The organism is Raoultibacter timonensis, assembly GCF_022845715.1.
GTDB lineage: Bacteria > Actinomycetota > Coriobacteriia > Coriobacteriales > Eggerthellaceae > Raoultibacter > Raoultibacter timonensis.
Map to the genome: position 1 here is coordinate 2,469,383 of NZ_AP025564.1, position 25,000 is coordinate 2,494,382.

General features: G+C 62.9%; 23 protein-coding genes. All 23 read right to left on the reverse strand.

What is annotated here, in order from left to right:
• Positions 1–6: 6 nt before the first annotated feature.
• The 23 genes from MWL89_RS10185 to MWL89_RS10295 all read right to left on the reverse strand — a co-directional run bounded on the left by MWL89_RS10185 (position 7) and on the right by MWL89_RS10295 (position 24,955).
• On the reverse strand, positions 7–777 hold the full coding sequence (locus MWL89_RS10185; RefSeq protein WP_244385938.1) for an ABC transporter ATP-binding protein: 771 nt from the start codon (positions 775–777) through the stop codon (positions 7–9).
• A complete protein-coding gene (locus MWL89_RS10190; protein ID WP_244385939.1) occupies positions 764–1,780 on the reverse strand; it encodes a FecCD family ABC transporter permease in 1,017 nt (338 codons plus the stop codon). The genes MWL89_RS10185 and MWL89_RS10190 overlap by 14 nt, the downstream gene beginning before the upstream one ends.
• Before the next feature lie 10 nt (positions 1,781–1,790).
• Entirely contained in the window at positions 1,791–2,816 is a 1,026-nt protein-coding gene (locus MWL89_RS10195) for an ABC transporter substrate-binding protein (protein WP_102377797.1), read from the reverse strand.
• A 67-nt stretch (positions 2,817–2,883) separates the two neighbouring features.
• On the reverse strand, positions 2,884–3,897 hold the full coding sequence (nirJ2, locus tag MWL89_RS10200; protein WP_244385940.1) for a putative heme d1 biosynthesis radical SAM protein NirJ2: 1,014 nt from the start codon (positions 3,895–3,897) through the stop codon (positions 2,884–2,886).
• A 97-nt stretch (positions 3,898–3,994) separates the two neighbouring features.
• Positions 3,995–4,771, reverse strand: a complete 777-nt coding sequence (locus MWL89_RS10205; protein WP_102377795.1) for a MerR family transcriptional regulator — start codon at positions 4,769–4,771, stop codon at positions 3,995–3,997.
• Between the two features lie 649 nt (positions 4,772–5,420).
• Positions 5,421–6,206, reverse strand: a complete 786-nt coding sequence (locus MWL89_RS10210) for a DivIVA domain-containing protein (RefSeq protein WP_244385941.1) — start codon at positions 6,204–6,206, stop codon at positions 5,421–5,423.
• Between the two features lie 44 nt (positions 6,207–6,250).
• Positions 6,251–6,511, reverse strand: coding sequence for a YggT family protein (locus MWL89_RS10215; protein WP_102377793.1), 261 nt, complete (start codon positions 6,509–6,511; stop codon positions 6,251–6,253).
• Positions 6,505–7,344, reverse strand: coding sequence for a pyrroline-5-carboxylate reductase (gene proC, locus MWL89_RS10220; RefSeq protein ID WP_102377792.1), 840 nt, complete (start codon positions 7,342–7,344; stop codon positions 6,505–6,507). Before proC ends, MWL89_RS10215 begins: the two co-directional genes overlap by 7 nt.
• Entirely contained in the window at positions 7,344–8,240 is an 897-nt protein-coding gene (locus MWL89_RS10225; protein ID WP_102377791.1) for a cell division protein SepF, read from the reverse strand. The genes proC and MWL89_RS10225 overlap by 1 nt, the downstream gene beginning before the upstream one ends.
• Before the next feature lie 69 nt (positions 8,241–8,309).
• Positions 8,310–9,002 (reverse strand): YggS family pyridoxal phosphate-dependent enzyme, encoded by a 693-nt coding sequence (locus MWL89_RS10230; RefSeq protein ID WP_244385942.1) that lies wholly within the window; start codon positions 9,000–9,002, stop codon positions 8,310–8,312.
• Between the two features lie 5 nt (positions 9,003–9,007).
• Complete coding sequence (locus MWL89_RS10235) at positions 9,008–9,841, reverse strand: purine nucleoside phosphorylase YfiH/LACC1 family protein (RefSeq protein ID WP_102377789.1); 834 nt, start codon at positions 9,839–9,841, stop codon at positions 9,008–9,010.
• Positions 9,842–9,865: 24 nt separating this feature from the next.
• Positions 9,866–10,987 (reverse strand): cell division protein FtsZ, encoded by a 1,122-nt coding sequence (gene ftsZ / locus MWL89_RS10240; protein ID WP_102377786.1) that lies wholly within the window; start codon positions 10,985–10,987, stop codon positions 9,866–9,868.
• Positions 10,988–11,332: 345 nt separating this feature from the next.
• A complete protein-coding gene (locus tag MWL89_RS10245; RefSeq protein WP_244385943.1) occupies positions 11,333–12,376 on the reverse strand; it encodes a cell division protein FtsQ/DivIB in 1,044 nt (347 codons plus the stop codon).
• A complete protein-coding gene (gene murB, locus MWL89_RS10250) occupies positions 12,330–13,256 on the reverse strand; it encodes a UDP-N-acetylmuramate dehydrogenase (RefSeq protein WP_244385944.1) in 927 nt (308 codons plus the stop codon). Before murB ends, MWL89_RS10245 begins: the two co-directional genes overlap by 47 nt.
• Positions 13,257–13,266: 10 nt before the next feature.
• Complete coding sequence (murC, locus tag MWL89_RS10255) at positions 13,267–14,691, reverse strand: UDP-N-acetylmuramate--L-alanine ligase (protein ID WP_244385945.1); 1,425 nt, start codon at positions 14,689–14,691, stop codon at positions 13,267–13,269.
• Between the two features lie 96 nt (positions 14,692–14,787).
• The gene (murG, locus tag MWL89_RS10260; protein WP_244385946.1) at positions 14,788–15,888 is read right to left on the reverse strand and encodes an undecaprenyldiphospho-muramoylpentapeptide beta-N-acetylglucosaminyltransferase; all 1,101 of its coding nucleotides are present in this window, start codon (positions 15,886–15,888) and stop codon (positions 14,788–14,790) included.
• A 3-nt stretch (positions 15,889–15,891) separates the two neighbouring features.
• The gene (locus tag MWL89_RS10265; RefSeq protein ID WP_244385947.1) at positions 15,892–17,175 is read right to left on the reverse strand and encodes an FtsW/RodA/SpoVE family cell cycle protein; all 1,284 of its coding nucleotides are present in this window, start codon (positions 17,173–17,175) and stop codon (positions 15,892–15,894) included.
• Positions 17,176–17,254: 79 nt separating this feature from the next.
• The gene (gene murD / locus MWL89_RS10270) at positions 17,255–18,733 is read right to left on the reverse strand and encodes a UDP-N-acetylmuramoyl-L-alanine--D-glutamate ligase (protein WP_244385948.1); all 1,479 of its coding nucleotides are present in this window, start codon (positions 18,731–18,733) and stop codon (positions 17,255–17,257) included.
• A gap of 1 nt (position 18,734) precedes the next feature.
• Positions 18,735–19,781, reverse strand: a complete 1,047-nt coding sequence (gene mraY, locus MWL89_RS10275) for a phospho-N-acetylmuramoyl-pentapeptide-transferase (RefSeq protein ID WP_244385949.1) — start codon at positions 19,779–19,781, stop codon at positions 18,735–18,737.
• A gap of 1 nt (position 19,782) precedes the next feature.
• Entirely contained in the window at positions 19,783–21,216 is a 1,434-nt protein-coding gene (locus tag MWL89_RS10280) for a UDP-N-acetylmuramoyl-tripeptide--D-alanyl-D-alanine ligase (RefSeq protein WP_244385950.1), read from the reverse strand.
• 14 nt (positions 21,217–21,230) lie between these two features.
• The gene (locus MWL89_RS10285) at positions 21,231–22,712 is read right to left on the reverse strand and encodes a UDP-N-acetylmuramoyl-L-alanyl-D-glutamate--2,6-diaminopimelate ligase (protein WP_244385951.1); all 1,482 of its coding nucleotides are present in this window, start codon (positions 22,710–22,712) and stop codon (positions 21,231–21,233) included.
• A 10-nt stretch (positions 22,713–22,722) separates the two neighbouring features.
• Positions 22,723–24,480, reverse strand: coding sequence for a peptidoglycan D,D-transpeptidase FtsI family protein (locus MWL89_RS10290; RefSeq protein WP_244385952.1), 1,758 nt, complete (start codon positions 24,478–24,480; stop codon positions 22,723–22,725).
• 4 nt (positions 24,481–24,484) lie between these two features.
• Positions 24,485–24,955 carry an FtsB/FtsL family cell division protein gene (locus MWL89_RS10295; RefSeq protein WP_102377779.1) on the reverse strand — a complete coding sequence of 157 codons (471 nt, stop codon included), beginning with the start codon at positions 24,953–24,955 and terminating at the stop codon, positions 24,485–24,487.
• Positions 24,956–25,000: the final 45 nt, after the last annotated feature.

Here is a 25,000-nt window from a genome sequence, read left to right on the forward strand (position 1 = left end):
GCGCGCCTACGCCGGGAACAGGCTGTACGAACGGCCGAAACTCGATCCCACCGCATGGATGCTCACCCCGAAGGCATGCTCGATCGCGCCCGATTCGAGCACCTCGTCGACGGTACCTGCATGCGAGCAGATGCCGCGCTCCATCACCATGAGGTTGTCGGAGTACCGCAGCGCCAGATCGAGGTCGTGGATCACCATGATGATGGTCTTTCCCATCTCGGCATTGAGTCGGCGCACCAGCTGCATGGTCTCGTGGCAGGCTCGGATATCGAGGTAGGTCGTCGGCTCGTCGAGCACGATGATGCCCGTGTCCTGAGCGAGCGTCATCGCGATGAACGCCCTCTGGCGCTCGCCGCCCGAAAGGTGGCGCAGATCGTGGTTGCGGAACCGCTCGACGCCCGCAAGTGCCAAAGCCGATTCCACGTGCTCCTTGTCCTCGGGGCCCAAACACCCCTCGTGGCACTGGTAGGGGTAGCGGCCGCAGGCGACGAGCGCCTCGACCGTCATGGCCGGCGGCCTCGACGCCTGCGCGAGCACCGCCACCTTCCGTGCCCGTTCTTTACCGCGCATCGCAAGCGTCGGCCTGCCCCCGATAAGCACGCGCCCCGCCTGCGGGCGGTACAATCCGTCGATGAGCTTCACGAGCGTCGACTTCCCGCACCCGTTCGGCCCGACGATGCTCGTGACCGCGCCCGCCGCAAAGGAGGCGGAAAGATCCTCGATGAACGGCATCTTGCCGTACGAGAACGATACGCCCTGTATCTCAACCGCGGTCATCGAGTCCTCCTTTTCGGTTCTTGAGGATGAGGTAGATGAAGAAGGGTCCGCCCAGAAACGCCATGAGGATGCCGACGGGCACCTCGTAAGGCGCGAACAGCACGCGCGAGCAGAGATCGCAGAACACCACGAACGCCGCGCCCGCAGCCGCCGAAAGCGGCAGCACGTAACGGTTGTCGTAGCCGACGAAGAACCGCACGAGATGCGGGATGATCAGACCCACGAACCCGAGTAGCCCCGCAAAGCTCACAGCCGCGCCCGAAAGCACGGCGGCGAGCCCGAGCAGGGAGAGGCGCACCCGCGCAACGCGCATGCCGAGCGAGTGGGCCGTCTGGTCGCCGAGGGCCATGATGTTGAGCTTGCCCGCTGCGCCGAACGCCGCGATCAGGCCGAGTACGATGTAGGCGGCGGGCCACAGGATGTCCTTCATGAGCACGCCCGCCAGACCGCCCACGAGAAACGTCGACGACCCGATGTAGGCATCGGGGTTCACGATGAGGATCGTGTTCATGCCGGCGCCGAACACCGAGGTGATGGCGATGCCCGCGAGCACCACCGTGAGCCTCGACGTACTCGCGCCCAGCGATATGCCGAATATGATGAGCGCCGTTGCAAGCGCCCCGAGAAACGCGGCCAAAGGCGGCAGCCAGAGCATTCCGGGGAAAAGCGATGCGGCCAAGAGAACGAACAGCCCCGCGCCCGAGTTGATGCCGATGATGTTGGGGCTGGCAAGCGGGTTGTCGAGCACCGCCTGGATGATGGCGCCCGCAACCGCGAGCGCAGCACCCGAGAGCAGCGCGGCGAGCACGCGGGGAAGCCGTACGTTCACGAGGATGCTTTTCGCCGCATCGCTCACCTCGCCCCCGGTTGCCCAGGCGATAAGATCTCCGAGGCTCACCGACGACGATCCCACGAGGAACGCCGCCGCCGTCACCGCAACGAGCACTGCGGCGACGGCGAGGGCGATACACGCACCGGTATGCTTGCGAGGGGGCACGTTCATGGGAGAAACGTTACGCATACAGGTGGTCGAAGAGCGTCTGGTAGCTATCCGCCCAGCGCTCGTTGGGTTTGTAGAGGAAGAGTTCCTTTTCGAGTGTGATGTAGTGCCCGTCTTGCACGGCGGAGAGCGTCGACCAGGCGGGGTTGGCCTCGGTCGCCTCGGTGAGGTTTTTCATCGCGGCCGCATCGTCGTTGCCCATGGGCACCACGAAGATGTAATCGGGATTGAGCTCGATCACCGATTCGAGGCTGAAGTCTTTGAGGAGGCTCTGGTTCTCGTCGGCGAGGTTCGCTGCGCCGAGCTCGGCGAGCATGGCGCCGGTCATGCTCGATGAATTCTGCACGCGGGTACCGCCCGAGAACGTGGTCATCAGAAGCACGCTCGGTTCCTCGCCCGCAGGCACCTTCGCCTTGATCCCCTCGATGGAATCGGCGACCGCTTGGCCGTTTTTGTCGTACAGATCGTCGCGCCCGGTGATGTCGCAGAAGGTGCGCAGCATTCGCAGATAGTCGTCGAACGTAGTCACCTCGAAGAACGCCACGGGAATGCCCGACGCTTCAAGGCTCGACTTGAGTTCCGCCTGGTTCGAATCGCCGCCGCGTCCGCCCGATCCGCTCGTCATGATGACGAAATCGGGTTCGAGCGAGATGATGGTCTCGAGGTTCGGTGCCGAGAAGTCGCCGACCTTCGCCACATCGGCCGATTCGATCGCATAGCTCTCGAACGCATCGTCGGAAGCGCCGATGAGCGTTCCGCCGGCAAGCTCCCACGTATTCGCAAAGCTGCCCATGCAGGCGATCACGCGTTCGGGGTTTTGCACCGTCACCTCGGCGCCGGTGTCGTCGGTAAACGTATAGGGCTCTGTCGCGTTCTGGCCTTGAGCGGCATCCGATTCCGCAGCCTGATTCTTATCCGCCGGCTCGCTCGACGCATCCTGCGACGAGCAGCCGAGCAGAGCCGTGGCCCCGAGGCAGAGCACGACCACCGCCGCCAGCCCCGCAAGAAACACCTTCACATCGTGTCGTACAGCTTCCATCTTCGCTTCCCTTCCGTTCATAGGTACCGTGCCAACCAACAGCGCGCTTCGCACGCCCGATCTCCGCCTAAACGGCCGCACCGTTCGTTTCCTCGAGCTTCTGGCCGTGGGCGCAGTACTCGTCCTGCGCCATGATGTCGCCGTCGTGGTAGTACGCGGCGCGCGCCCGGCATCCTCCGCACCCCTGCTTGTAGTCACAGGTGCCGCACGCACCGCTGTACTCCTCGGTGCGCAAGCGCTCGAACACGGGGCTCGTCTTCCATATCTCATCGAACGGCGTCTCGCGCACGTCGCCCGCCTCCTCGGTCATGTAGGCGCACGGGCGCACGATGCCCTCCGAACCGATCACGCAGTACGTGAGCCCCGCCAAGCACCCGCGCGAGAACCGCGTCCCAACGTCGAGCTGCTTGGCCACGCGGGTGAACTGCGGGGCGCAGGTGGGCTTCACGTCGATGGAGACCTCGGCAGATTTGAGCATGATGTCCTTGAGCAGCGCTTCGTTCTCGAGCACTTCGAGGCCCGTCTCCTGGATGTACACGCCGCGGCCCACGGGAATCAGGAAGAAGATGTAGTGGGCGATGGCGCCGATCTCCTGGGCGAAATCGGTGATGGCGCACACCTCGTCGCGGTTCCAGTCGACCACGGTGGTGTGCAGCTGGAACGGCAGGCCCGCCTGCTTGCACGCCTCGATGCCCGCCATGGTGAGGTCGTAGGCGTCGGCAAGGCCCCTGAACTTGTCGTGCTTGGCGGGATCGAGGCTGTCGACGCTGATGCCCATCGCCATGGCTCCGCATTCCTTAAGGCGCCGGGCGACCTCTTCGGTGATGAGCGTGCCGTTCGTGCCGAACACCGGGCGCAGGCCGGCACGCGCCGCATGGGCGACCAGATCGAAGATATCGGGGCGCAGAAGCGGCTCGCCGCCCGAGAAGATCATGATCTTGAACCCGGCACGGGCGATCTCGTCGATCATCTTCATGCCCTCTTCGGTGGTAAGCTCGCGCTCCTGCTGCTCTTCGGCATCCTGGTAGCAGTGCACGCACTTGAGATTGCATTGGTTCGTCGTCATCCATGACACGATCATCGTCGGTGCCTTCCTCTCGTCGCTATTCGTCTATTTAGTAATGTATTACTTTATTGGTCGGTATCCATGCCGCGCCCTTGGATCGAGCAGCCTGCCTCTATTCTGCCCGCTGGTAAGCCGCCACCACCGCATCGAGATGATCGCACACCGACTGGCGCAGCTCGTCGAACGAGCCGTCTTCCCCGTAATGCCCCGCAGCATGGCCGCGATGCGGCGATATGTTCTCCATGAGGATGAAGTTCTGGTTTGCCGAAAGCGTTTGCTGCGATTCGTCCAGTTCGAGGTATCGACGCGCGAGATCGCGGTTGCCCGGACTATCGAGCGCCTCGTTTTCGGTCATCTGCCTGATGGTGTCGGCGATAAGCTCGTGCCATTTGGATACCGATTGGCCGCGCAGCGCGATGTCCTCGTCGGTAGCCTCGGTGAGGCCGCTCTCGCTGATGCAGGTGAGCCTCCAGAAGAACTGGCTATCGTCCTGGCTCCGCTCGATGGTCGCCGCCATGTTCTCCCATTCGACCTCGCCGGGGTTGTTCGAAGCTTCGAGCAACGCGCGCATCGTCGTCAGCCGCTTGAACAGCTCTTGGAAGTCCTTCTCGATGTCGTCCATCTTCTCGTCAGCCAGCGCATGAAACGCCGAGGCATCGCGGAAAAGTCCTGCACCGGATTTGATCTCCGAAAGCGAAAGCCCCAGATACTTCAGAGTCAGAATACGGTACAGATCTTGTACGTTCTCCTCGGTGTACAAACGCTGGTTTTGAGGCCCTTTCGCCGACGGCGAAAGGAGGCCCTGCTGATCGTAGTATTGGATCGTGCGCACGGTAACCCCCACGCGGCGCGCAAGATCCCCTACCGTCAGATATGCCGGATCGGTCATCAGTTCTCCTACATTCGGCGGACGCAAGCGTCTCGCCTTGGCAATCTCGTCTTCGCGAACGGGTGCAAGCCCCGAACAGCACAAAACGATACGTGATGACGCTACGTCATCGTCAACAGCTTTTTTCGGCTTTCAGAATTATCGTACAAAACCATGGTGGAAACCACGCACGCGCATAGGGAAAACCCCGCCCATGCCGCTTTTGAAGCATGCCGCATGCAAGCAGGCAAAAAGCAAGCGCATTCCGCGAAGCGCATGCAGCTCAGCCGCAAAACCTGCGAGCGCGAACCGAAGAAGTTCCCTGTCCGCCAACCGCCTCCGTGCGACAATTAATGACGGTTTCCATCCTTCTATTTTTTCATGACCAGGCATGATGCAAGAGAGGAGCGCACCGATCGGCTGAAAAACGTCGCACGGAGGCGGTTGGCGGACATGAGGATCACGCGGACGCGCACAAGCTGCCGGGTGCAAACCGTGCGGGAATCCCAACCGCAAATGCAAGGGCCACGCGGGACGCGAGCCGCAAATGCAAAGCGCGAACGCGAGCGCCGCACGCAACCGCAAGCCGCCGAATGAGGGAACCGCCCAATCGCCCGTACCGCCTGCCGAATAAAAAAACGCGGGCCGAAGCCCGCGTCGCATGATTGCTTTAGTCGATTTCCTCGAACTCGAAGCCGTCGTCGGCATCGCCGAAGCCGGAGAGGTCCTTCTCGACCCGGGAGGGTTTGGGCGTGGTGGGCACGACAACCGACGAGGTGCTCGCAGACGGCGTCGTGTAAGCCGCAGCCGTCGTAGCGGCGGCGGTTTCCTTGCGGATGGGCGCCTGAGCCTTTGAGGCGGTACGGGCTGCCGGCTTGGCATGCGCGCTCGCAACGGATGCGGGAGCGGGTCCGCCGATCTCGACGAGCTTCTTGCTCGCGGACTCGATGAAGTCCTTCAGGAGATCCTGGTACTCGCCGCGGACGTCTTCGCGGTCCTCTTCGAGATCTTTGATGGCATCCATGATCTTCTGCTTCTCGTTGTTCGCCTTGTCGAGAATGCGCTGGGCTTCGTCTTCGGCGTCCGCACGGGTCTGAGCGGCCTCGGCGTTGGCGGTAGCGATGATCTCGTCGCCGGAACGCTGGGCGATGATGAGCGCCTGGGCGATAGCGTTGCCGTCGGCCTTCTTCTCTTCGAGTTGGCGCTCGAGCTCCGCAATGCGGGCATCCTTCTCGGCAAGCTCCTCGTTCGAAGCACTGGGGATATTGCGGGCCGGACGGTCGAAGCCGCCGAACTTGTTGTCGTCGAGTTCGCTTTGCAGCTGATCGATGATCGCGTTCATATCGTCGAGTTCGTTCGCGACATGCTCGAGGAATACGTCGACCTCATCCACATCGTAACCCTTACGGTCTATGGAGAAGCTCTGATTCTGAATATCAGCCGAAGTCATAGCCATTGCGATTTCCCTTCACTTTGTCCTTGCGAACACATGGTAATGCCTTAAAAGAGCATTAAGATCAAACGTAATCCAAATTGTAATACAAGCAGGGCAACTATGGGGCTAACGTCCACCATTCCTCCAAGGGGAGGTATAAATTTCCTGAAAAGATTCAGGTACGGATCGCAGATTTTCGCGAGCACGTTGTCGATGTCGGCCAGAATGCCCCGCTTCGTCGGTATCCACGACATGAGCACGTACACGAAAATGATCATGGTGTACACGTCGACGAGCGACGAAAGCAGGTACTTGAAGCTTAGCATGCACCTAACTCCTTAGATCGTTGTACGGCGGCGCGCACGCCCGCCTCGTATGCCCGGGAAAGCCCGGCTTCGTCCATCGCAGCAAGGGCGGCGAGCGTCGATCCGCCGGGGCTGCATACCGCGATGCGCGTCTGCTCGGGCGTTTGGCCCGTTTCGCGCATGAGCTCGGCGGTGCCGAACACGGTCTGCAGGGCAAGCTGCTCGGCCAAGCCGGCATCGAGTCCCTCGCCTGCACCGGCGGCGGTAAGCGCCTCGATCATGGCCGCCACATAAGCGGGCCCCGATCCCGAAAGAGCACCGGTCGCATCCATATCGTCCTCGTCGACCACGAAGGCGGCCCCGAGGCAGGAGAACAGCGCCTGCACAAGCTCGATATCGCCTTCGGTCGCACTCGCAGAACCGCACACGGTCGTTGCCCCCGCGCCGACGAGCAGCGGCGTGTTCGGCATCGTGCGTACCAAACGAGCCCGCGAGGGAAGCGCCGTTTGCAGCCGCTCGGTCGTCATGCCGGCGGCGATGGAGACGAACAGGCACTCCGCAAATTGCGGCTCGGAGGATATCGCCTCGAGCACGCCCATCATCACCTGGGGCTTGACCGCCAGGACCACGATATCGGCCGCATCGATGTCGACGGCCTGCTCGACGCAGGCGACTCCGTAGGCTTGCTCGAGGTGCTCGCGTCGCGGCAACCCGGGGTTGGCCACGACGAAGTTCTCGGCCGTAAGGGACGCTGCGGGTTCCTTGCCGGAGGCGATCCAGCCGCCCATGACGGCCTCGCCCATCTTGCCGCCTCCGATGAGCGCTATGCGCACGTCCTTCGAAAGCTGCACCATTACAGCACGCCTTGGTTCCGCAAAGCCGTCAGCTCGTCGGCGGATAGCGCGTTACCGCGCAGGATCACGAAGACCTTGTCGGCGATGCACTCGACGCTCGCATCGAGGGCGCTCGAGACGCCGAACGAGAAATCGAGGATGCGCTTGGCGAGATGATCGGGCGTATTGCGCAGCGACAGCACCACCACGTCGCCCGCCTTGACGATTTTCGCCACGCGCTCGACCTCACCGTAGCTCGAAGGCTTGAGCACGCTGAGCGAACGGGTCGGGTTGTGCGAGGAGGCGCCCGATCCCGCGTACGCCTCGTAGGGGTCGTAGCTCGACGACGGCGATGCCTGCGTCGAGGAGGAAGCGTCCGCCGCGGCAGCCGTCGAGGTGAACAGCGAGTTCAGCCCCTCGGAACGCTGGGTTCCCGAGGGAAGGTCGCTCGTCTCGGTGCTGCGCAGGTAATCGGCTGCACGCTCGACTTGGCGCGACGAGCCGTAGCTCGAACGATAGCCCGAACCCGCGCTGTACGAGGAGGAACCCGCCGAATAGGATGTCGAAGCGGTCGTCGCAGAGGTTGCGTGCCGAGGCGGCAGCGGATCCCGCTTCAAGCTCTCGGGCACCTGGGTGTTGGCCCGCACATCGTCGATCGACACCAAGCGGGGCGACGATGCGCTGTGGGCACCCGTGCGCGCAGAGCGCGACGAACCGCGCTCCTCGTAGCCGTAGTCGTCGGAGTATCCCTCTCCGTACTCGCCGTAGTCCTCTTCGTATCCTTCGCCGTACTCGTCGCCGTAGTCGTCGTAGTATTCGTCATCGTAGGCGCCGTTGTTGCTGTCGCCAAGACCGAGCTTGCTCTTGATTCCGCTGAGCATTCCCCCGTCAGACTTCCCTATCCTTGGCAGTTCCATCGTATCACCTGCTTCGTTTCGGCCGGATGCTGCGTGTCCGGCGCCTTGCTTCTATTGCGAAATGCCCGCTCATTCGAAGGCATCATCGAAAACTGCTCTCCCGATTCGGACTATGGTAGCGCCCGCGGCTATACCCTCGCGCCAATCTTCGCTCATTCCCATAGAAAGATCATGCATGAAACGAGGATCGTCGCACGCGGGATGGGCGGTTTTGAGTCTGTCGCGAAGCTCGCGCAAGCCCTCGAAGCTCGCCCGGGCAACGCTTTGATCCCCCTGAGGGGCCATGGTCATGAATCCGCAGACCCGAAGGTTTGCAAGCCCGAGGCAGTGCTCGAGCATTCCTTCGACCTCGTCGGGCGCGAGCCCGCTCTTGCTCGCCTCCCCCGACACGTTCACCTCGAGGAGCACGTCTTGCACCTTGCCTGCCTCGCGAGCGGCGGCGTCTATCTTATCGGCATGGCGCGCCTGATAAAGCGAGTGCACGAGATCGGCGTGTGCAACGATATCGCCAATGCGGCGCGATTGGATGTTACCGATGAAATGCCAGGTGGCATCATTGAACCGCGGTGATTTTTCCAGCAGGCCCTCAGGCCTGTTCTCGCCGAAGTTGCGCGCACCGGCAGAAAACGCCTGCGCTACCTCGTCGGGGCCGACCGTCTTCGAGACGGCTACGAAGGTGACCTCGCGCGGATCGCGACCCGCGCTCAGGCAGGCCTTTTCGATCCGGTCCGCCAACGAACCGTATCGTGTCTGTATGCTCATAGCTCTCATCCCTTTCGAACCGCAAACGCGCCGTGGCGCCCTGCGGTGCCATTCTGGGCGCGATGCGAGAAGAACCGATCGTTATCGCAAACCGTGCATACGCCCGCATCGCACACGCGCTCGACGCCCTCACGGGCCAAACCCGTGCGAAGCGCAGCGCCGAGATCGACGTGCGTACGGTCGGGCGCACAGGCGCTTCCGAACCGATCGACGAACTGCGCGCGCACGTCTTCGCCGGTTTCGAAGCACTCGCTGTGGATATGGGGGCCGAGGTAGACGTTCGTACGGGATGCCGTCGCACCCAGGCCGTCCTCCTTGTCGAGGCGGGACAGCAACCGCACCGCATCTTCGGCTATCCCGTTCACCACGCCCCGCCAACCCGCATGTACGACTACGAAACGCCCGCTCGGCGATACCAGGATAACGGGAACGCAATCGGCGTAGCATAGAAGGGCGGCCACGTCCGATGCCTCGACGGCAAGGCCGTCCGCTCCCGCCGAGGACTCCTCGCGGGCGTGCGCAACCGCTTCAGCGGAGCTTTCCCCGATACGCACGATGCGGCTTCCGTGGACCTGACGGGGCACCACGAGGTTTTCGGGAGCGATGCCGAACGCCTCGGCCACGATCGCGCGGTTGCGCGCAACGCGCACGGGATCGTCGCCTACATGGTCGCCGAGGTTGAGCGAAGCGAAGGGCCCCTCGCTTGCGCCCCCCGCGCGTTCGGTGAATGCGATGCGCACGCCGGTGCACTCGAACAGCGCTTCGTCGGTGATAACCTCAAGAGACGCAAAACGACCCTTGGTCAGATGCGGCAATGGCAACTCAAGGGTCGTTTCCATGATACGTGAAACAGCTTATGCGGCTTAGCGCTGGCGCTTCAGGAAGTCCGGGATATAGTCCTCGTCGGCGAAGCGGCCGTTCGGCGTGTTCGAGAAATTGACGGACGCAGGCTGCTGCACCGGCTCGGGAGCGGATTGCGTCGTCGAAGCGAACAGATCCTTACGCGAAAAATCCATCGAAGATTGCGATGCGCCCTGCTTGAAGCCCGTTGCAATGACGGTGATGCGCACTTCGTCGCCGAGCGACTCGTCGATGATCTGGCCGTAGATGATGTTCGCGCTCTCGTCGGCGCAGGATTCGACCGTGCGGGCCGCTTCGTCGACCTCAGTGAGGGTGAGGTCGGGGCCGCCGGCGATGGAGAACAGGACGCGCGAGGCGCCCGAGATCGAGGATTCGAGCAGCTTGGAGTTCGTAGCCTGCTGCGCGGCGTCGAGCGCGCGGCTCTCGCCCGAAGAGCGGCCGATGCCCATGAGCGCGGTGCCCGCATCTTTCATAACCGTGCGGATGTCCGCGAAGTCGAGGTTGATGAGACCGGGAATGGTGATGAGGTCGGTGACGCCCTGGATGCCCTGGCGCAGCGTGTCGTCGGCGATGCGGAACGCGTCGAGCATGGTGGTCTTCTTCTCGACGATCTCGAGCAGGCGGTCGTTCGGGATGACGATGAGCGTGTCGACTTTCTGAGATAGAAGATCGATGCCCTGCTCCGCCTGGTTGCGGCGCAGACGTCCTTCGAACGAAAAGGGCTTCGTAACGATGCCCACGGTGAGCGCGCCGATTTCCTCACGCGCGATCTCAGCTACGATGGGAGCGGCACCGGTACCGGTTCCGCCGCCTTCGCCGGCGGTGACGAACACCATGTCGGCTTCGGCGAGCGCTTCGCGGATCTCCGCACGGCTCTCTTCTGCTGCCTGGCAACCGACTTCGGGGTTCGCGCCCGCACCCAGGCCACGGGTGAGCTCTTCGCCGATATGGATCGTCTTATCGGCATCGGACATGAGCAAGGCCTGTCGGTCGGTGTTCACGGCAATGAGCTCAACGCCCTTAATGCCAGCCTCGACCATGCGATTGACTGCATTCGTGCCGCCGCCACCAACACCAACTACCTTGATGACCGCCAAATGCTCGGGACCTGTTATGTTTGGCATCCTATACTCCCCACATATGCTGCGTTTTCAAATGCTGCGTTTTCCTGCGTATACGTACGTTTTAGAACGTGGCGTTATTGTACACGATGATACTGCAATTGCAAATTACAGCACGGTGAAACAACAGATACGTCAAAAAACGGTAATTCGTCACACGACGGCGCAACGGCGCAGGTGCGAGCGCTGAAGGGGCGAAAGCCTACCGAAACGGGCACCTTCGCCTACGACCGCAGCGAAGCCGAGGCGAAACGCGGAGCGGGCCGAGGCGCGCATGGACCCTCGCGCCAACAGGAAGCGCCGACGGCCGCGCTTGCGCGGGCCTGGGAGCAGCACCCGCGTTCCGCCCTACAGCGAACGCCACGTGGGGCGGTCCACCACGCGCACGTTGATGTAGGCGATCGTGCCGGGGTTTTCCTCCATAAGCTGCAGGATGACCCGCTCCTTGTTGCGTATCTCCTCGGTCGTGCCGGCTTCGCCGAACGAGATCTCGATGCCGTTTTCGAGCGTGAGCACCGTGGAGGATGTCTCGGTCGCCTTCACCGACTTCACCTGATCGGCAAGCTCGGTCGTCAGCCCGCTTACGATGTCGAGCGCGTTGTTGACGTTGGCGTCGGTGCAGTGCGCGCCCACCTCGGGCGACACGCCGAGCGGCACATCCGAAATATGGAGCACGTTCTCGGCATCCTCGTACACCTTCTGGCTGATGGTCTTGGAAGCTTCCGACCCCTTTGCGGGAATGGCCATGAGCCATGTCCCGTCCGAGGCGATCGCCCAGTCTTCGGTCGTCTGCGCGCTGTCGATGGGCACGCTCACCACCGCCGCGATGGTTCGTTCGGTGATGGCGAGTTCGAGCGTATCGGGGAATATGCGGTTCACCGAAGCGTCCAGCACCCATGCATCGGCGAGCAATCGCTCCTTGATGCCGCCCGCGTCGACGCGCAGCAGCGTCGTTCCCGCAGGAACCGATGCGAGTTCGGTCATTTCGGTCGCAGTCAGGTGCTCGACGCCGGTAACGGTCACGTTCGTGACGGTGAACAGGTTGGAGTTGTACACGACCGCGCCGCCGATGGCGAGCGCGCCGATGAGCCCGATGATCAGGCCGATGCGGATGATGTAGCGCCGATAGGTTTTCTGGGCGCGCGCGTTGCGGGTGACCTGGTCGATATCGCCGATGCGCACCGACGTAACCTGCCTGCCGCCCCGGGGCGCGCCGTAGCCGCCCGCCTGACGGGAGCGCGGTGCGCTTGAGCGGCCGCGGGTCGCCTGGCTTCTCGGCTGCTGCCGCGAAGCGCCGCGACCCGTCGAATACGCCGAAGCCCCGCCGCTTCGCGTCGCAGGCTTCCTACGAGAACCCGAGGAAGCGGACTTCCGGTTGTAATTCGATGCCATAAGCTTCTTTCACCTTGGTACGTGCGAGCTCGATGAGCTCCATCACATCGCGCGCCGTCGCGTTGTCGACGTTCACGATGAAGTTCGCATGCTTTTCAGAAATCTGCGCGCCGCCTGTGCGCACGCCCTTGAGCCCCGCTTCCTCGATCAGCGCGCCCGCCGAATGCCCTTCGGGGTTCTTGAACACGCTCCCGCAGGAAGGCTGGTTGAGCGGCTGCGATTTCTTGCGCTTCGCAAGCGCGGCCTCCATTTTCCCACGAATGAACGAGGGCAGCGCACTTTGCACCGAAAGCTCGCATTCGAGCACGATCTCGTCGGCGGGAAGCGAACATGTGCGGTACCCCCACGCGATATCGGTGCCCGCATAGCGCTTGAGACCGCATGAAGTCGAAAGCGTCGTAACCGATACGATGCGCGATCCGATCCATTCGTCGCGAGAGCCCGCGTTCATGCGCACCGCGCCGCCGATGGTTCCCGGCGTGCCGACGGCGAACTCGAGGCCCGCAAGGCCCCGCTTGAACGCATCCTGCACGACCGACGAGAGGGGTACGCCCGCACCGACCGCGAACGAGGAGCGCTCCTCGTCGAAGCGGCACGTCTTGAAATCGCTGCCGAGGGTGACGACGACGCCGTCGAAGCCCTCGTCAGAGACCAAAAGGTTGCTCCCCTTCCCCATCACCAGCCATTCGACCCCGCTCGCCTCGCACGTTTTCACGAGCTGCGAAAGGGCCGAAAGCGACGAGGCGCACACGTAGAAGCGGGCGGGTCCGCCGATGCGGTACGAAGTATGGCGGGCAAGCGGCTCGCCCGGATAGATGTCTCCGTCGAAGGACTGGTCGACGAGCAGGGCCTCGAGAGCCGAAGTGTGGCGCGCGGTCATCGCAGCGTCCTTATTCGCCGCACCCGGCAGCACGTCCGCGCTCTTCGAGCACGGAAACGAGCTGGGGGCCGATCGCCGTCACGTCGCCCGCGCCCATCGTGATGACGAGATCGCCCGGCGCCGCCTTCGAGGCGAGGTAGGGCACCACTTCGATGCGGCGCGGAACGTAGGCCGCATCGGGATGGCCCGCATGATCGAGGACCACGTCGAGAAACGTCTTGCCCGACACGCCGGGAACGGGCGTTTCGCCCGCGGGGTACACGTCCATGAACGTCACGGAGTCGGCTGCATCGAACGCGGAACCGAACTCGTCTTTCAGCACTTCGGTGAACAGCGGTACGCGCGAATAACGATGGGGCTGGAACAGCACGTGCACGCGCTTGAAGTCGAGCTTCTTCGCAGCCTGGATGGTGGCTGCAATTTCGGTGGGATGATGGGCGTAGTCGTCGATAACGGTGACGCCCGCCGCGCTTCCCGCCAGATCGAACCGCCGCCGAACGCCGGAGAAGTGCGCGAGCGCCTCGGCGGCGGCCTCCACGGGCAACCCGAGCGCCCACACCAGAGCGAGCACGCCTGCGCCGTTGAGCACGTTGTGCCTGCCGGGGTTCTGCTTGATATGAGCTGCCACCTCGCTTCCGTCGGGAAACGCCACGGCGAAATCGCTTCCGATGCCGCGGGTCTCGAAGGACAGGATGCGGATATCGCACTCGTCGCCGAAACCGTAGGTGTAAACGGTGCGTCCCGTTTCGCGCGCTATGCGCACAAGCGAGGCGTCCTCACCGCACGCAACGCACACGCCGTCAGCGGGAACCGAACCGATGAACTGGCCGAACAGCCCGTAGATTTCCTCGATGCCGCTGTAGTGATCGAGATGATCCGCCTCGATGTTGGTGACGAGCACCGCCTTGGGATCGAGGTAGGTGAACGATTTGTCGCTCTCGTCCGCTTCGACGACGTAGTACGGGCCGTCTCCCGAGTGGGCGTTCGTAGAATAGGCGCGCACGATGCCTCCGATGAGAAAGCTCGGATCCTCTCCCATCGCATCGAGCGTGCTCGCGAGCATCGAAGACGTCGTCGTCTTGCCATGGGTGCCCGCAACCGCGAGCGTCAGCTTGCCGCGGCCGAGCTCGGCGAGCATCTTCGCGCGGTGCCAGATGGGCAGCTCGCGCTCCCGCGCCGCCGTGTACTCGGGGTTGTTGTCGAGAATGGCCGTCGATACGACCACGACGTCGGGATCGCTTTCGGGGATGTTGTCGGCGCTATGGCCGATGTATACGTCGATGCCGGCCTCCTTGAGCTGCTTGGTGTAGCGGCTCTCCTTGAGGTCGGATCCGGTCACCCGCATGCCCTGGTCGTGGGCGACCCGTGCGATGCCGCTCATGCCGACGCCGCCGATCCCTATGAAGTGAACTGATTCGATGCGATTATCTGTCATGGTAGTTTCGGTGTACCTTTCGTCTGCTGAACCCTGCGCTCGCGCATCTCTGCGCATTCGCGAAGCTGCAATCCCGCCGCTGGCATTGTATCGCCGCTAGCGCCCTTCGGCTGCCGCGATCACAACATCTGCCAATCTCGATGCTGCGTCCTTCGTCTTAAACGCCTTCGATGCTTCGCGCATCCGATCGCGCACCGCCGCATCCCCGACCATCGAGAACAGAAGCTCGGCGAACCGGTCGCCCTCGACCTGATCGTCGGGCATCATGTAGGCGGCACCGCCCTGAACGTACGCCTTCGCATTCGTGGTCTGGTGGTCTTCGGTGGCAAAGGGGAACGGCACGAGCATGGCGGGGATGTGGAGCGCCGATATCTCGGCGAGCGAGGTCGCTCCCGCACGCGACACCACCATATCGCACGCAGCGAGCGTCTCTCCCATGCGATCCTGGTAGCCGAAAAGCTTCCAACGTTTTTTCTCCTCATCGGTCAGGGCGAGATCGGCCTCGACCGCTTCGAGTTCCTTCGGTCCCGTCACCTGCACGATAAAGAGATCATCGACCGCAAGCAGCCGTTGCTTGAGCGCGCAGACCGCCGTGTTGATATGGCGCGCGCCGAGGCTGCCGCCGAACACGAGCAGCATGAGCGCATCGCCGGGAATGCCGAGCATGGCGCGGCCGTCTTCGCGTTTCGCAGCAAGCACCGAGGAGCGCACGGGATTGCCCGTCACGACCACCTTCGACGTATCGTCGAGCGCGGATCCGGCCACCTCGTAGGTGAGCGCGACGGCCTTCGCGCGCTTGCCGAGGTACTTGTTCGCCATGCCCATGACCGAGTTCTGCTCATGGACCACCACGGGGATGTTCATGATTTCGGCGGCGCGGCCCACGGGAATCGAAACGTAGCCCCCGAAGCCCACCACAACGTCGGGCCGCACATCGGCGAACCAGCGCTTCGCGTCGCGCGTGCTCTTGAGTATCTTTGCCACGGCGGAGACGATGCTCGCCGGCCGGCTGCGATCGAAGCCGGCCGCTTCGAACGCGGTGAACGGGATGCCCGCCTCGCGCACGAGACGCGCTTCGACGCCCTGCGGCGTACCGGCGAAGAGCACGGTGTGCCCGCGCGATTCGAGCACCTCGGCCACTGCCAGCGCCGGATTGATATGCCCTGCGGTTCCCCCGCCTGATAACACGATGACCATGGTCTACCTCCTCGCCCTGTTCCTACTCGAATCTGATCTGCCGCGCGAATTCGAAGGACCCGAACGTCCGCGGCGCGAAGCGCCGCTGCCCGACGAGGCCCCGCTGCGCGACGGAGACGAACCGCGCGACGACGTCGAGCGAACGATCCGCAGATCCTGCCGCCTCTGCTCGTAGACGCTCGGCACATCCGAATGCTGAGACACCGACAGGATGAAGCCGACCATGAACAAACAGGCGATCAACGACGAGCCGCCCGACGAGATGAACGGAAGCGGCTTGCCCGTCGTGGGAAGCATGCCCAGCACGCAGCCGATGTTGAGAAACGCCTGGAACACGATCATGATCGTGAACGAGCCCGCGATCATCGCACCGAAGTTATCGGGTGCCGAGCGGGCAACGCGGATGCCTGCGTACAGGAACAGCAAGAACAACGCGAGCACGGCAAGCGCTCCGATCAGCCCGAGCTCCTCGCCGATGATCGCGTAGATGAAGTCGGTTTCGGCTTCGGGCAGATAGAGGAACTTCTCGCGCGAGTTGCCGAGTCCCACCCCGAACAAGCCCCCCTCGGCGAACGCATAGAACGAATGGATGAGCTGGTATCCGTTGCCGTAGCCGTCCTCACCGTCGTCCCACGGGTTCAAGAACACGAAGCGATCCTGGCGGTATCCCACCATCGAAGCGAGCGCCGCGAAGGCGAGGCCGCCGAGCACGAGCAGCAAGATGTACTTGAGGGGCACCTCCCCGATCCAGAGCACCATGAGAATGCCGACGAAGCAGATGATCGTGGTGCCGAGGTCCGATTGCGTGCGGTAGATGATGAAAAGAGGAACAACGATAAGAAGCGCCACCTGCACGAACAGGCTTCTCACATCGATATCGCCGTTGCGGAAATCGAAGAGGATGCGCGCCATCATGAGCACGAACACGATCTTGGCGAACTCGGAGGGCTGGATGCCGATCGTCCCAATGTAGAGCCAACGTTGCGCGCCGAGTCCCACCGTTCCCATGACGGCAGTGAACAGCAAGAGCAGCACGGCGACGATCCACGCGAGCCACAGAAGCCTGCCCGACCATACGTGGTACGGGATGAACTTCCAGAGCACGAACGCGCCGACGCACCCGATGACGGCGAAGCCGATCTGCTTGGTGAAATAAGCTGCCGGAGAGCTTCCTTCGCTGATCGCCTCGATGGAACCGGCCGAGTACACCATGACGAGCCCGAGCAGGAGCAGCGCGAACACCGAGAGCAGCAGCAGGATACGGGGGCCTTGGATATGCGAAGGCACAGACCCCGCCGATCGTGGTGATGATGCGGGCTTGTTCGGGTAGGTTGATGGTGTGTTTTGAGCCCTGCGCGCCACGGTCCTAATCAGCGCCTTCCTGCTCGGCTCGTCGCTTCACGAGACCTTTGAACGCCCGCCCCCGATGTTCGAACGAATCGAACTCGTCGAACGAGGCGCACGCAGGCGTCAGCACCACCACATCGCCCGGCTCGGCGGCCTCGAGTGCCGCATCGAGCGCGGGCTCGAGCGTCGGCGCCTGCATGACGGGAAGGGATGCATGCGCGAACGCTTCGAAGAACCGCGGCCCTGCCGCCCCGAAGCAGACCACCGCCTTGCAGTGGCGCTCGGCGGCGCAGACGAGCTCCGCGAGATCGGTGCCCTTGTCGTCTCCGCCCAGAAGCACGATGGGCTTCACGGCTCCGAACGCGTCGAGCGCATGGAGCGTCGCGTCGACGTTGGTGGCTTTCGAATCGTTGTACAGCGCAACGCCCGCCACGGTGCCGCACGGTTCGATGCGATGCTCGAGAGGCGAAAACGTTTGCAAGCCCTCGCCCACGCGCTGCGCATCGACGCCGAGTGCGAGCGCGGCGCTTGCCGCCGCGAGAGCGTTCGAGGCGTTGTGCATACCCTTGATCTTGAGGTCGCCCGTCGAGCACAGTCGCGACACCTCGCCTCCGAATTCGACGACGAGCTCGCCTTTGTCGAGGTAGGCGGCGTTCTCGCTCCCGCACGCTTCGCGCATGCTCGCGTCGAGGCCCGCCTTCGATCCGAGCGGAACGTAGGCGTATCCGCGCGTCGGACCGAGGGCGCGTACCTGCTTGACCTTCTCGCGCACCACCGCATCGGTCGCATCGAACACGGCCACGGCCCCATCGACCGCAGAAAGGTTGTCGAGCACTTTGAATTTCGCATCCCGGTAGTTCTCAAACGACCGATGCCAGCTCAAGTGATCGGGCGTGATGTTGAGCACCACGGCCACCTCGGGCGCGAAGAGCGAGGTCGAAGCCAACTGGTACGACGAGGTCTCGGCAACGAACACATCGGTTCCCCCGGCCGCGACCGCCTCCAAACACGTATCGCCGATGTTGCCGACCGCCTTGGCGGCGACGTTCGCGCAATCGAGCACGTGCGCGATCAGCGCCGTCGTGGTCGTCTTGCCGTTCGTGCCCGTTACCGCCACCCAGCGGGAGTCGGCCGGGCTCTCGCGCCAGGCGAGTTCCACTTCGCTGATGATCTCGGTCGAGGCTTTCGCGGCACAACGGTAGAAATCGGAGAACTGGGAGATGCCCGGAGACGCCACGCACACATCGTACGCCCCTTCGATCTCGCGATGGTCGAACAATACGCGCGCGCCAGCGGCCTGCGCGGATTCGGCGAACGCGAGCGCAGCATCGGTCTTATCCCCCGCGGCAACCGTCACGCTCTCGACGCGGTCGCCGATAAGCGCGCTCAGATAGGCCGTTGCGGCCCTTCCGCTTTTTCCGAGCCCCAAAACGAGCACGCGCCCGAGAGAGGTCGGGGCGTGCTTCTTGGCCGGATCTGTCTGCACGGGTTCGTCCATCCTAGATCACCCCCACAAGCGATTGGGCGAAGTAGATGGAGAAGCCGAACGCGGCGAGCACGCCCGAGATGATCCAGAACCGCACGACCACCTTGGTTTCGCTCCACCCCTTCTTCTCGAAATGGTGGTGCAAGGGAGCCATGAGGAAGAAGCGCTTCTTGGTCTTCTTGTAGTAGAAGACCTGGATCATAACCGATACGGCCTCGGCGACGAACAGGCCGCCGATGATGAGCGAAACGAATTCGGTCTTGGTCACCACGGCCAAGCAGCCGAGCGCCATGCCGAGCGCGAGCGATCCGGTGTCGCCCATGAAGATGTCGGCCGGATGAGAGTTGAACCACAGAAAGCCGATGCAGGCGCCGGCGAGCGCTGCAGCGAAGATGGCGGGTTCGAGCAGATCGGAGCGGTACGCGATGGCGGCCATGACGATCATGACGATCATGACGGTACCCGATGCGAGACCGTCCAGACCGTCGGTGAGATTCACCGCGTTGCACATGCCCACGAGCAGGATGTTCACGAATATGACATAGAGCCACGGGATCGCTATCCCGTCGCCGATGGGCAGAACCGTGGTGAGGATGCCGAAATCGAACGTGTAGACAAACGGGATCTCGACCGTCGGCGCCACGCCGAGCAGGTTAACCGCCACGAGGCAGAACGCCGTTGCGATAGCGAATTGGCCGACGAGCTTCGCCTTGGGCGTAAGGCCGAGCGAGCGCTCCTTCACGACCTTCGAGCCATCGTCGACGAGCCCCAAAAAGCCGGTGAGAACGGTGGCCCCCAAAAGCACGTAGGTTTCGGGCGTGGGCTTGCCCACGAGAATGGCCGCCACGACAACCGCCACGAGCATGATGACGCCGCCCATAGTGGGCGTGCCCTGCTTCACCAGATGGCTTTCAGGCCCGTCAGCGCGCACCTGCTGGCCGATATGACTCGACTTGAGAAAGCGGATCCATACGGGCATGAGCACGATGGTCACCACGATCGCGATCACGATCGCGAGGAACACGAGAAACGTCGGATATTGTGCGAAAATCGAAAACATATCAGTTCACAAGCCCCCCGACAACGCGCTCGAGACCCATGAAGTGCGACGCTTTGACAAGCACCGTGTCTCCCGGCTCGAGCAGGTTGTCCAACTCCCCGAGCACGCCGGGTATGGAATCGGTTTCGAATACGGTATCGGCGTCCATGCCCGCCTCACGCGCAGCGCGCGCGATGTGGGCGGAAAGCTCGCCGATGCACACAAGGTAATCAAGCCCCGAAGCGGCGGCGGCGCGGCCGACGCCTTCGTGGCAGGCTACGGCGTAATCGCCGAGTTCGCCCATATCGCCCAAAACGGCGACACGTTTTCCCGACGTAGCCAGAGAAGAGAACATCGCAAGCGACGCCCGCATCGAATCGGGATTGGCGTTGTACGCATCGTCGACGATGGTGAAGCCGGCCCGTGCTCTGATCACGTGCTGCCTGCCCGCCTCAGGCTGAGCCGCAGCAAGCGCCGAAGCGATCGTTGCCGCATCCATGCCGAGACGCGCGCCCACGCTCGCTGCAGCGCACGCATTGTGCACGTTGTGCAGCCCGCGCAGGTTGAGTTCGCACGCCGCCTCTTCGCCGGCAACGTGCAGCGTAAAACGCGGTCTTCCCTCATCGTCAAGGCGTACGTCGGTCGCATAGGCGTCGGCCGTCTCATCCGCTTCCGCCGCGGAACCGTCGTAGCGCCAGACCCCGAGCGAGCGGGCTTGCGCTTCAGCGCATTCGAGCACGAACGGAGTGAACTCGTCGCTCGCGTTGAGAAACGCGCATCCCGTTCCCGACGGAAGCGCCTCGATCAGCTCGGCTTTGGCGCGGGCGATGTTCTCGCGGCTGCCCAGAAGTTCGATGTGGCTTTCGCCGATGTTGGTGATAAGGCCCATGTCGGGCTTCACGAACTCGCAGAGCTCGGCTATCTGGCCAAGGCCGCGCATGCCCATCTCCACGACCACGACCTCGGTTTCGGGGTCGGCGGATAGCAGCGTTTTGGGCACGCCGAGCTCGTTGTTCTGGTTGCCTTGGGTGGCGGCGACCGAGAACGAAGCGGCGACCACGTCGCGCACGAGGTTCTTCGTGGTGGTCTTGCCCGTCGATCCCGTCAGGCCCACGATGTGGCCGCGCAGATAGCCCCGCCATGCGCGCGCGAGATCGGTGACTGCGGCAAACGTGCTGCTGACCTCGATCACCGCTGCACCCATTTCGCTCGCGAGCAGGCGGGTCGCCTCGTCGGGCGCCTCCTGCACGAGCGCCGCAGCCGCACCGGCCCTGAGCGCTGCGGCCACGAAATCGTGTCCGTCGACCTTTTCTCCGGGAAGCGCCACGTACAGGTCGTCGAGCTCGACCGTGCGTGAATCCCAGGTTATTCCGCATGCGAGTTTGCTCGCATCGATCGGCTCGACGAGCACGCGCCCGCCGGTGTATTCGCAGATTTGTTTGGAGTTGAGCCGCATGTTTCAGCGTCCGCCTAGCTCGAAGCCCGGTCGAGTTCTTCGGCCGCAACGATGCGGTCGTCGAATGAAAGGACCTCGTCGCCCACCAATTGGTAATCCTCGTGCCCCTTGCCCGCGATGAGGATCGAATCGCCCGGACGGGCCAACCCGATCGCCCGCGCGATGGCGCGCCTGCGATCCGGTTCGACCTCGTAGCGATCGGCGCCGGCCGTCATACCCGGAAGGATGTCGTCGATGATGGCGATCGGATCTTCGTGACGCGGGTTATCGGACGTCACCACGGCGAAATCGGCGGTAAGGGCCGCGCGGCCCATAATGGGTCGCTTGCTCGAATCGCGGTCGCCGCCGCAACCGAACACCACGAGCGTGCGGCCTTTCGTGAGCGCTTTGATCGAAGCGATGGCCTTCTCGAGGGCGTCGGGCGTATGGGCGTAATCCACGTATACGGATATATCCAAATCCTCGCCTGCGCCGTTGACGCGCTGCAAGCGGCCGGGGATCTGCGGGGCCTCGGAGAGCGCCTCGACGATCGCAGCAGCCGGGTAGCCCAGCTGGATGCCGATGCCGAACGCGCACATGATGTTCTCGACGTTGAATTTGCCGACGAGCGGGTAATCGAAGGCGTATTTGGTCCCCCGAACGTCGAGCACGATGGAGGTATGGGTGGTCTCGTAGGTTACCGAGACGGGTCTGATCTGAGCCGACGGATCGAACCCCGTCGTAATGACGCTGTCTTCGGCAACCGAGCAGCGGCGCAGCAGCTCTTTGCCGTATTTGTCGTCGATGCAGATGACGCGCTTGGCGGGATAGTCGCGCGAGAACAGGCGCGCCTTCGCCTCGAAGTAGGCCTCGAACGTCTTGTGGTAGTCGAGGTGGTCCTGCGTGAGGTTCGAGAACGCCGTCACGGCGAACTTGGTGCCCCAGGTGCGTTCGAGGTCGAGCGCGTGCGAACTCACCTCCATCGCCACCACATCGACGCGCTCGTCGCGCATGCGCGCGAACAACCGCTGCAGATCGGGCGACTCGGGCGTCGTGTGCTCGCTCTTCTCGAGCTTCTGGCCGATATGCACGCCCACCGTGCCGATGACGCCCGTGCGCCTGCCGGCAACGTGCGCAATGTGCTCGACGAGATAGGTCGTCGTAGTCTTGCCGTTCGTGCCGGTGATGCCCACGAGCGACAGGCTCTTCGACGGATGATCGTAGAAGTTCGCCGATGCAGCCGCCATGGCCTTGCGGGTATCCTTCACTACGACCTCGGTGATGTCGGTCGCGTCGGCAAGGTACACCTTGCGCTCGACGACAAGCACCTTCGCCCCATGGTCGATCGCATCCTGGGCGAACGAGTGCCCGTCGGTCACGAGGCCGACGATGCAGAAAAAGGCATCGTGGGAGCCGACCCGATCGCTCCGGTAGGCGATTCCCTCGACCATCTCGTTTTCGTTTCCGATGATGGTGCAGTCGATCCCTGCGAACAGCTCTTTGCAAGTCTTACCCATGACGTTCCCTCTAGTTCGGCATTATCTTGTAGCGGTCAATCGCAAAAGCCATTATATCCTTAAAAACCGAGCTGACGTTTCCGCCTCCTGGAACCTCGTTTGCGCCCACAAAACAAACCAATTGAGAACTCGAATCGGGCAGAAAGCCCGTAAAGCACAGGTTGTAGACGTCCTTCTTGTACACGCCCTCCTCGGCGATCTCGGCCGTCGAGGTCTTGCCGGCAACACGGTACCCCTCGATCTGCGCCCCGGTGCCCGTACCCGACGAGACCACGGTCTCGAGCATGCTCGTGATAGTGGGGATGGCTTCCTTGTTGTCGACGACGTCCTCGGTGGCGTAGGCAGGCGTCTCGTCGGACAGGGGCTTTTCGACAAGGAAATGGGGCGTCACCTCGACGCCGTCGTTGATGAGCGCACCGTAGAAGCGCACCATCTGCAACGGCGTAACCGAAACGCCCTGACCGAAGCTGATGTTGTAGCCCGTGATCTTAGCCCACTGCTCGCGAGGCAGAAGCGATCCCAAGCCCTCGCCCGGGTAATCGACGCCCGTAAGTTCGTTGAGGTTGTATTTGACGATCTTGTTGTACAGCTCCGTGAATCCGAGCTTCTCGACCGACAGCGATATGCCGACGTTCGACGAGTTATCGAGGATCTGGCGCAAGGTCATGGTCTCGTCGCCACGCTCGTGCGCATCCGACACCTGGTATTCGTCGGCCTCGATGACCGCCGGACAGAATATCTCGTCTTCGGGGCCCATCACGCCGTTCTCGAGAATGGCCATAGTCGATACGGTCTTGAAGATCGAACCCGGCTCGAATATCTGCGTGATCGATTTCGCCTGCGTTTCGGATCCGTCGACGATGGTCGAAAGATCGTTCGGGTCGTAAAGCGGAAGCGATGCTGCGGCGTATATCTCGCCAGTGCCTGCATCCATGACGATGGCGTTGCCGCTCTCGCCGTTGACGTCCTTAACGCCTTGGGTCAGGCTCTCTTCGACCTTTTCCTGCAAGCTGATGTCGAGCGAGATGATAATGTCCTGCCCGTCGACTGCGGCAACCTCCTCTTTGACGCCGCCCGGTATGGGCGTGCCGTCGCGACCGCGCTCCACCACGAGCTTGCCGCCCGTGCCCGAAAGCACATCGTCGTACTGCAGCTCGAGACCCGTGAGGCCCTCCCCGTCGATGTTAACGGTACCGATGACCTGGCCGCCGATCTGGCCGTACGGGTACTCGCGTTTCGTATCGGACAAAAAGTAGATGCCAGCGAGCTTGAGCTCCTTCACCCGATCGGCTACCTCGACGTCGGCCTTGCGTTTGATGTAGACGAACGAGATGTCGTCCTTGGTGAGCAGCGCCTCATAATCCGCTGCTTCGCCGCCGAGTATCTCCGCGAGCTCCTTAGCCTCCCCTTTGGCATCGGTGACCTCGTAGGGGTTCGCATAGATGGTCGTCGCGTCGACGCTCGTGGCGAGCACGTAGCCGTTGCGATCGTAGATGGTGCCGCGGCGCGGCGATGTTTCGATGTTGGCGGTACGGGATTCCTGGGCCATTGCCGAGTACTCGCTCGATTTGATGACCTGCAGATACACGAGACGACCGACGAACACGAGGGCGATTACCGCAAAGACAGCGATGGCGACGGCCGCACGGTTCGACCCGTCCGCCAGCGCATCGCTGCCGATGAAGTTCGCACTCGAACTGCGCGGTGCGGTACGGCCCGAACCCGATCGGCGCGAGCCGGATGACCTGTGTCCCCGCTTGTCGGCCATAAGGCTAGCCTTGCGCTGCCGCCGCCTGGGCCGATGCGGCCTCGACGCTCGAAGCGAGCGAGAGGTTGCCGTCCGCGTCGGTCGCAACGACATCTGTTCCAAGCGTTATGGTAAGCGTCTGCTCGGGCTCGGACATGCCAAGCTTCGAAGCCGCCTCCTGTTTGACGTTCGCGGGGTTGGAAAGGTAGCTTTGACGCACTTCGAGCTCGTTGCCCTCGGAGCGCGCGGAATCTATATTGGTCGAAAGCTCATCGGCGGACAAGGCCGTCGTAACCGTAGCCGACGCGAGGCCGATGCGGACGAAGCCCAGCAAAGCGAACACGACGAGAACGGCGGCGAGCACCTTGGCGAGAAAAATGACCGACGACGGGATCGAATCGGGGCGGCTCTGGGGCCTCCCCCCTGGAACAACACGGACTTTCGGAGATCGTTCGGGCATCCGCTCGGGATACCGGTATGCAGGAGCTGCGCCCATAACCACTCCTCCTTCCGTTTCAGCTGTGTTTCAGGTGGTCTGATG

Coding starts and splice junctions, on each gene's coding strand:
- ftsZ (WP_102377786.1), bottom strand. CDS start 10,987: ATGCCAAACATAACAGGTCCCGAGCATTTGGCGGTCATCAAGGTAGTT.
- MWL89_RS10225 (WP_102377791.1), bottom strand. CDS start 8,240: ATGGAACTGCCAAGGATAGGGAAGTCTGACGGGGGAATGCTCAGCGGA.
- MWL89_RS10230 (WP_244385942.1), bottom strand. CDS start 9,002: ATGAGCATACAGACACGATACGGTTCGTTGGCGGACCGGATCGAAAAG.
- MWL89_RS10190 (WP_244385939.1), bottom strand. CDS start 1,780: ATGAACGTGCCCCCTCGCAAGCATACCGGTGCGTGTATCGCCCTCGCC.
- MWL89_RS10215 (WP_102377793.1), bottom strand. CDS start 6,511: ATGCTAAGCTTCAAGTACCTGCTTTCGTCGCTCGTCGACGTGTACACC.
- MWL89_RS10285 (WP_244385951.1), bottom strand. CDS start 22,712: ATGGGTAAGACTTGCAAAGAGCTGTTCGCAGGGATCGACTGCACCATC.
- MWL89_RS10280 (WP_244385950.1), bottom strand. CDS start 21,216: ATGCGGCTCAACTCCAAACAAATCTGCGAATACACCGGCGGGCGCGTG.
- mraY (WP_244385949.1), bottom strand. CDS start 19,781: ATGTTTTCGATTTTCGCACAATATCCGACGTTTCTCGTGTTCCTCGCG.
- MWL89_RS10205 (WP_102377795.1), bottom strand. CDS start 4,771: ATGACCGATCCGGCATATCTGACGGTAGGGGATCTTGCGCGCCGCGTG.
- murC (WP_244385945.1), bottom strand. CDS start 14,691: ATGACAGATAATCGCATCGAATCAGTTCACTTCATAGGGATCGGCGGC.
- MWL89_RS10235 (WP_102377789.1), bottom strand. CDS start 9,841: ATGGAAACGACCCTTGAGTTGCCATTGCCGCATCTGACCAAGGGTCGT.
- MWL89_RS10295 (WP_102377779.1), bottom strand. CDS start 24,955: ATGGGCGCAGCTCCTGCATACCGGTATCCCGAGCGGATGCCCGAACGA.
- murD (WP_244385948.1), bottom strand. CDS start 18,733: ATGGACGAACCCGTGCAGACAGATCCGGCCAAGAAGCACGCCCCGACC.
- MWL89_RS10290 (WP_244385952.1), bottom strand. CDS start 24,480: ATGGCCGACAAGCGGGGACACAGGTCATCCGGCTCGCGCCGATCGGGT.
- MWL89_RS10210 (WP_244385941.1), bottom strand. CDS start 6,206: ATGGCTATGACTTCGGCTGATATTCAGAATCAGAGCTTCTCCATAGAC.
- MWL89_RS10185 (WP_244385938.1), bottom strand. CDS start 777: ATGACCGCGGTTGAGATACAGGGCGTATCGTTCTCGTACGGCAAGATG.
- murG (WP_244385946.1), bottom strand. CDS start 15,888: ATGGTCATCGTGTTATCAGGCGGGGGAACCGCAGGGCATATCAATCCG.
- murB (WP_244385944.1), bottom strand. CDS start 13,256: ATGACCGCGCGCCACACTTCGGCTCTCGAGGCCCTGCTCGTCGACCAG.
- MWL89_RS10245 (WP_244385943.1), bottom strand. CDS start 12,376: ATGGCATCGAATTACAACCGGAAGTCCGCTTCCTCGGGTTCTCGTAGG.
- MWL89_RS10195 (WP_102377797.1), bottom strand. CDS start 2,816: ATGGAAGCTGTACGACACGATGTGAAGGTGTTTCTTGCGGGGCTGGCG.
- proC (WP_102377792.1), bottom strand. CDS start 7,344: ATGGTGCAGCTTTCGAAGGACGTGCGCATAGCGCTCATCGGAGGCGGC.
- nirJ2 (WP_244385940.1), bottom strand. CDS start 3,897: ATGATCGTGTCATGGATGACGACGAACCAATGCAATCTCAAGTGCGTG.